Origin of the sequence: Mycobacterium sp. (assembly GCF_050701675.1) — a bacterium.
Classification (GTDB): Bacteria; Actinomycetota; Actinomycetes; order Mycobacteriales; family Mycobacteriaceae; genus Mycobacterium.
The window spans coordinates 1-4681 of sequence record NZ_JBOGDD010001263.1 but is presented as its reverse complement, the minus strand read 5'-3'; the positions used below and the strand labels follow the sequence as shown (position 1 = coordinate 4681).

General features: G+C 66.6%; 7 protein-coding genes. 6 read left to right on the top strand and 1 reads right to left on the bottom strand.

Annotated features, from left to right (window positions below):
* Positions 1–19 precede the first annotated feature (19 nt).
* The 6 genes from ACRDUX_RS39175 (at position 20) to ACRDUX_RS39150 (ending at position 4103) form a co-directional block, all read left to right on the top strand.
* Positions 20–172: an SDR family oxidoreductase gene (locus ACRDUX_RS39175; RefSeq protein ID WP_526422666.1), complete on the top strand. Its 153-nt coding sequence runs from the start codon at positions 20–22 to the stop codon at positions 170–172.
* Positions 172–633 carry a DUF4440 domain-containing protein gene (locus tag ACRDUX_RS39170; protein ID WP_526422664.1) on the top strand — a complete coding sequence of 154 codons (462 nt, stop codon included), beginning with the start codon at positions 172–174 and terminating at the stop codon, positions 631–633. The genes ACRDUX_RS39175 and ACRDUX_RS39170 overlap by 1 nt, the downstream gene beginning before the upstream one ends.
* Positions 630–1181 (top strand): thiamine pyrophosphate-binding protein, encoded by a 552-nt coding sequence (locus ACRDUX_RS39165; protein ID WP_526422663.1) that lies wholly within the window; start codon positions 630–632, stop codon positions 1179–1181. The genes ACRDUX_RS39170 and ACRDUX_RS39165 overlap by 4 nt, the downstream gene beginning before the upstream one ends.
* A complete protein-coding gene (locus ACRDUX_RS39160; protein WP_526422661.1) occupies positions 1178–1750 on the top strand; it encodes a thiamine pyrophosphate-dependent enzyme in 573 nt (190 codons plus the stop codon). Before ACRDUX_RS39165 ends, ACRDUX_RS39160 begins: the two co-directional genes overlap by 4 nt.
* Before the next feature lie 27 nt (positions 1751–1777).
* Positions 1778–3241 carry an NAD-dependent succinate-semialdehyde dehydrogenase gene (locus ACRDUX_RS39155; RefSeq protein WP_526422659.1) on the top strand — a complete coding sequence of 488 codons (1464 nt, stop codon included), beginning with the start codon at positions 1778–1780 and terminating at the stop codon, positions 3239–3241.
* Positions 3242–3350: 109 nt separating this feature from the next.
* Positions 3351–4103, top strand: a complete 753-nt coding sequence (locus ACRDUX_RS39150) for an SDR family NAD(P)-dependent oxidoreductase (protein WP_526422657.1) — start codon at positions 3351–3353, stop codon at positions 4101–4103.
* A 26-nt stretch (positions 4104–4129) separates the two neighbouring features.
* On the opposite strand, the gene ACRDUX_RS39145 is transcribed toward ACRDUX_RS39150, so the two are convergent.
* Positions 4130–4681, bottom strand: a 552-nt coding sequence (locus ACRDUX_RS39145; protein ID WP_526422655.1) for a TetR/AcrR family transcriptional regulator, incomplete at its 5' end; no start/stop codon positions are given.

Sequence of the window (4681 nt, the reverse complement as noted above, 5' to 3'; positions counted from 1 at the left end):
GGGCATCAGCAGTGACGAGGTGGCCCGACGGTCCGCGGCCACGATTCCCGCGGGACGCTACGGGCGACCCGAGGAGTTCGCCGACGCGGCAGTGTTCCTGGCCAGTGACCGGGCCGGCTATGTCACCGGTGTGCAACTGCGAATCGACGGCGGCCTGGTGCGTGGCTTTTGATGAGCGCTGACGCCACCGACGTGGATCACGAGGTACGCATTCGCAATCTCGAGAAGCTGCGCTGCTCTGCATTGCAGAACGGGGATTCAAAGCGTATCGATGAGCTGTTGCATCCGGACTTCGTCTACGTACACGCCTCTGGGAGAATCGAATACCGAGCTGACTACCTGGACTCGCTGACTGATCAGCACACGACGTACGGGGATTTCGCCCACCGGGACGTCGACATCACGTTGCTTGGCGACTGCGCACTCATGGGAGGCGTGCTCAGCCACAGCAAGACAGCCGGGGGAAACTCCCGCAACCTGCTGTTCCGGTTCACTGCCGCCTGGGCTGCCCACGGTCCCGGCGACTGGCGGCTGCTGCGCTGGCACAACACGAAGATCGTGCCGTTCCCAGGGCATCGGGAAATGCCAGGCGCCGTGCCCGTCTCACTGAACCGAAGGGATGAACTGAGATGACGATCACCATCACGCAGGAGCGACACCGCGAGGTGGTCGATGCCGTCAGTGCGCTGCAGCCCGACGGCGTCGCCTATGTTCCCAGCGCCAGCATCGCACCGATCATCAACGGTGTTCTTGCCGCGCATCGTGACGGTGACCTGCCGTTGGTGTTCCCGGTGTCCCGCGAGGAAGAAGCCGTTGGCATCGTCGGGGCGTACCCCTTCGCAGGAAAGTTCGGCGTCATCTTGATGCAGGACAACGGCTTCGGCAATGCGTTGACCGCCTTGACGACGATGGCCGTGTCCTACCACCTGCCGATGCTGATCATCGCGAACACACGCGGCGGCCTCGCCGAGTACAACTCGATGATCCACAGCATCTCCGCTCCAGTGCCGGACTTGCTGCGTGCCACGGGTATTCCCGTCTTCGCGCTCGATCGGCGCAACACGGCCAGCGACTGGGGTGCCACCGTGAGGGAAGCCGGTACTCACGCCCGGATGACGTTCCGTCCGGTGGTCGTGCTCATGGAGTTCTTCGACCACAACGATGCGAAGGCGAAGGCATGAGACGAATCGAGGCACTGCGCACCATCGTCGCGCGGACACCCGAGGTCCCGGTGGTCGCCACCTGTGCCGCGACCAGCCGAGAGCTCGCGGCGATCGACGATCGCGCCAATCATCTGTATCTCCTGGACGCCATGGGGCTGGCAGTCTCGGTGGGCACCGGGATTGCGCAAGCCACCGAGGGCAGCAAGATCGCCAGGACCGTTGTCATCGAGGGCGATGGTTCGCTGCTCATGAACCCCGGGTCCGCGATCACCGCCGGCTACCTGGCTCTCGAGAATCTGGTGATCATGCTGCTGGACAACGGGGTCTACGCGTCCACGGCAGGCATCCCGACCCAGGCGCAGAAGATCGACCTCGGTCGGTTCGCGGAATCCGTCGACCTCAAGGTGGCACGCGTCGACACCCAAGAGCTGCTGGACGAGGCCCTGCAACAGGCTTTCGAGGTGGCCGGGCCGTGGCTGATCCACGCCCGCATCGAACCGGGTAATGAGCCGGGAACGCCGCTGCTGTTGATCGACCCCGTGGTTCTCGGGCACCGGTTCCAGCAGTGGCTGACCAAAGCCGCTTAGTGTGTTGACCTTTCACGGAGGAAGCAAGTGACGACGCCGACGCTGTCGATCGGGATTCCGACGGGCGCGTTGTTCATCGAGGGCCGGTGGGTGGCCGCGGAGACCGGCCACGTCATACCGGTGCTCAATCCCGCGACCGAGGAACATCTGGCCGACGACGCCGACGCCTCCCCCGGGGACGGACTGCGCGCACTCGAGGGTGCACACCGGGCCCAGGCCGGCTGGGCCGCGACACCGCCTCGCGAACGTGCCGATCTACTCCGGGCGGTCTACGACGCCATCGTGGATCGCTCCGAGGACTTCGCCGGCGTGATCGTCGCCGAGATGGGTAAGCCGTGGGCCGAGGCACTCGGCGAGGTCGAGTACGGCGCCGGCTTCTTTCGGTGGTTCTCCGAAGCGGCCAACCGGCTACATCTCGAGGGGCAGTTCGGCCTGGAACCGGGCGGGCAGTACCGCATCGCGGTGTCCAAACGCCCCGTCGGCCCCTCGCTGTTGATCACCCCGTGGAACTTCCCGTTGGCGATGGCAACCCGCAAGATCGCACCCGCGCTGGCCGCCGGATGTACGACGGTGCTCAAGCCCGCCGAGCAGACTCCGTTGACGAGCCTGCTGCTGGCCCAGGTCATGCACGACGTCGGCGTTCCGGCGGGCGTGCTCAACGTCATCACCACGACCAAGGCCCCCGAGGTGATCTCCACGATCATGAAAGACCCTCGTGCGCGGAAGGTTTCGTTCACCGGCTCCACCAAGGTGGGCAAGGTCCTGCTGCGTCAGGCCGCGGACAACGTGATGAACACGTCGATGGAACTTGGTGGCAACGCGCCGTTCATCGTGTTCGAGGATGCCGACATCGACCAGGCCGTAGACGGGGCGATGGTCGCCAAACTGCGCAACGGCGGCGAGTCCTGCGTGGCCGCCAACCGGATCCTCGTGCACCGTGCGGTGTCCGACGATTTCGTCGAACGGTTCGCCAAGCGGATGGCCACCGTCCGCGTCGGCGACGGCTCGGACCGCTCCTCGCAGCTGGGCCCCCTCATCGACGCACGGCAGCTGGCCAAGGTCTCTGCACTGGTCTCCGATGCCGTTGGCAAGGGCGCCGTCTGTGTCACCGGCGGCAGCAGGGTGGACGCACCGGGCTACTTCTACGCACCCACCGTGCTGCGCTCGATCCCGGTCGACGCCGACATTCGCAGCGAGGAGATCTTCGGTCCCATCGCACCCATTTACGAATTCGAGGACGAGGCCGACGTCATCGCGCAGGCCAACAGCACTCCGTACGGTCTGGCGTCCTACGTCTTCACTCGCGACCTCGCCCGTGCCCTTCGCGTGGCCGACGCCCTCGACACCGGCATGACCGGCATCAACCGCGGGCTGGTCAGCAATCCCGCGGCCCCGTTCGGCGGGACCAAGGCCTCGGGTGTGGGACGAGAGGGCGGCGTCGAAGGCCTCGACGCCTACCTCGAGACCAAGTACACCGGCATTCAGCTGTAACTGCTCCTCGCCATCTGCGAGGCCCCTCGGAAGTCACCGCCGCGGCGGTGCTTGCGCGCTCTCGGCGCCTGTGCCAATCTGCGTCGAAGCGACCACCAGGAGCACGCCCATGAGCAGTGGAACCACCGCGCCCACGAAGCGTCCACCGGAGCTGCTCGGCCAGACCGTCGTCTGCATCGGTGGTAGTGCGGGCATCGGTCTCGAGACCGCCCGACGAGCCCGCGCCGAGGGCGCCGACGTCGTGCTGACCGGGCGTAACCCGGATCGACTCAAGGCAGCCGCGGCCGAGGTCGACGCGCAACGCACCGCAGCCTTCGACGCCACCGATTCGGCTGCCCTGCACGACTTCTTCGAGGGTCTGGCGACACCGATCGACCACCTGTTGGTCACAGCCGGCGGCCCGCGCTACGTTCCGCTACTCGAGATGGACGCCGCCGACGTCCGTGACGCGCTCAGTGGACACGTGGTGCTGGGGCTCGAGGTGGCCCGCAATGCAAGGGTCAAGATGCGCCCCGGGGGCAGCCTCGTCCTCATGGGCGGTACCGGGGGTCGGCGCATCGACCACCGCCTTGGCATCGTGCCAGCCGCGACCGCCACGCTGCCACCGTTCACTGCGGCACTGGCTCTGGAAATCGCACCCATCCGCGTCAACCTGATCGCCGCGGGCTTCGTCGACACCCCGCTCTCGGCGGCCCTGCTGGGCAGTCAGCTCGAAGGCCGTCGCGACGAGTTGAGAGCAACACTTCCCATCGGCAGGGTCGTCGGGCCGCAAGACGTCGCCGCGCTCGCGGTCCACCTGATGGTCAACACGGCATTGACCGGCGCAACCTACGACATCGATGGCGGCCAGCAATTCGTCTGATCTGAATCACCGGATTCGCTGGCGGGTCACCGGGATTCCGCCAAGCGCATCCACACCGCCTGGCAGGTCTGCTTGGCGTCGTCGAGGTCGGCGACCGAGACCTTGGACGCCCGATAGAAGCTGCGTTCGATCATCCAGCACAGAGCGTGCCCCAGAGCCGGAGCATCTCCGGGGCCGTCGCCCGGCGGTACGCCGCTACGGCTGAGCACCGCGGTGATGGCCTCGGCGAAGACATCGGCGGTGCCCGTCCACAACTGATCGATCTCGGGCACGGTGGAACCGAGATCGACTGCCGCGCGCATCACCAACCCGTGCTCGCGCCACAGCTGGGCGGTGCGCTCCAGCGCGGTGGAGATGACCTCTTCGACGGGCGCGGTGTCCACGAGCGCCGCACCCGACTTCTCCTGCAGGGCCTGCACGGTGCGTGCCACCAATGCCGTGAGCACGTCCTGTTTGGAGGCGAAGTAGAAGTACAGCGCCCCACGGGTGATCCCGGCCGCCTGAGCGATTTCGCCGACCGTCATGTCCGCGTAGCCGCGCGTCGCCAGCAGTTTCTCGGCGGCGTCGAGAATCTGCCG

Excerpts from the sequence above, each read along its gene's own strand:
- ACRDUX_RS39170 (WP_526422664.1), top strand. The coding sequence starts at position 172 with ATGAGCGCTGACGCCACCGACGTGGATCACGAGGTACGCATTCGCAAT.
- ACRDUX_RS39165 (WP_526422663.1), top strand. The coding sequence starts at position 630 with ATGACGATCACCATCACGCAGGAGCGACACCGCGAGGTGGTCGATGCC.
- ACRDUX_RS39160 (WP_526422661.1), top strand. The coding sequence starts at position 1,178 with ATGAGACGAATCGAGGCACTGCGCACCATCGTCGCGCGGACACCCGAG.
- ACRDUX_RS39150 (WP_526422657.1), top strand. The coding sequence starts at position 3,351 with ATGAGCAGTGGAACCACCGCGCCCACGAAGCGTCCACCGGAGCTGCTC.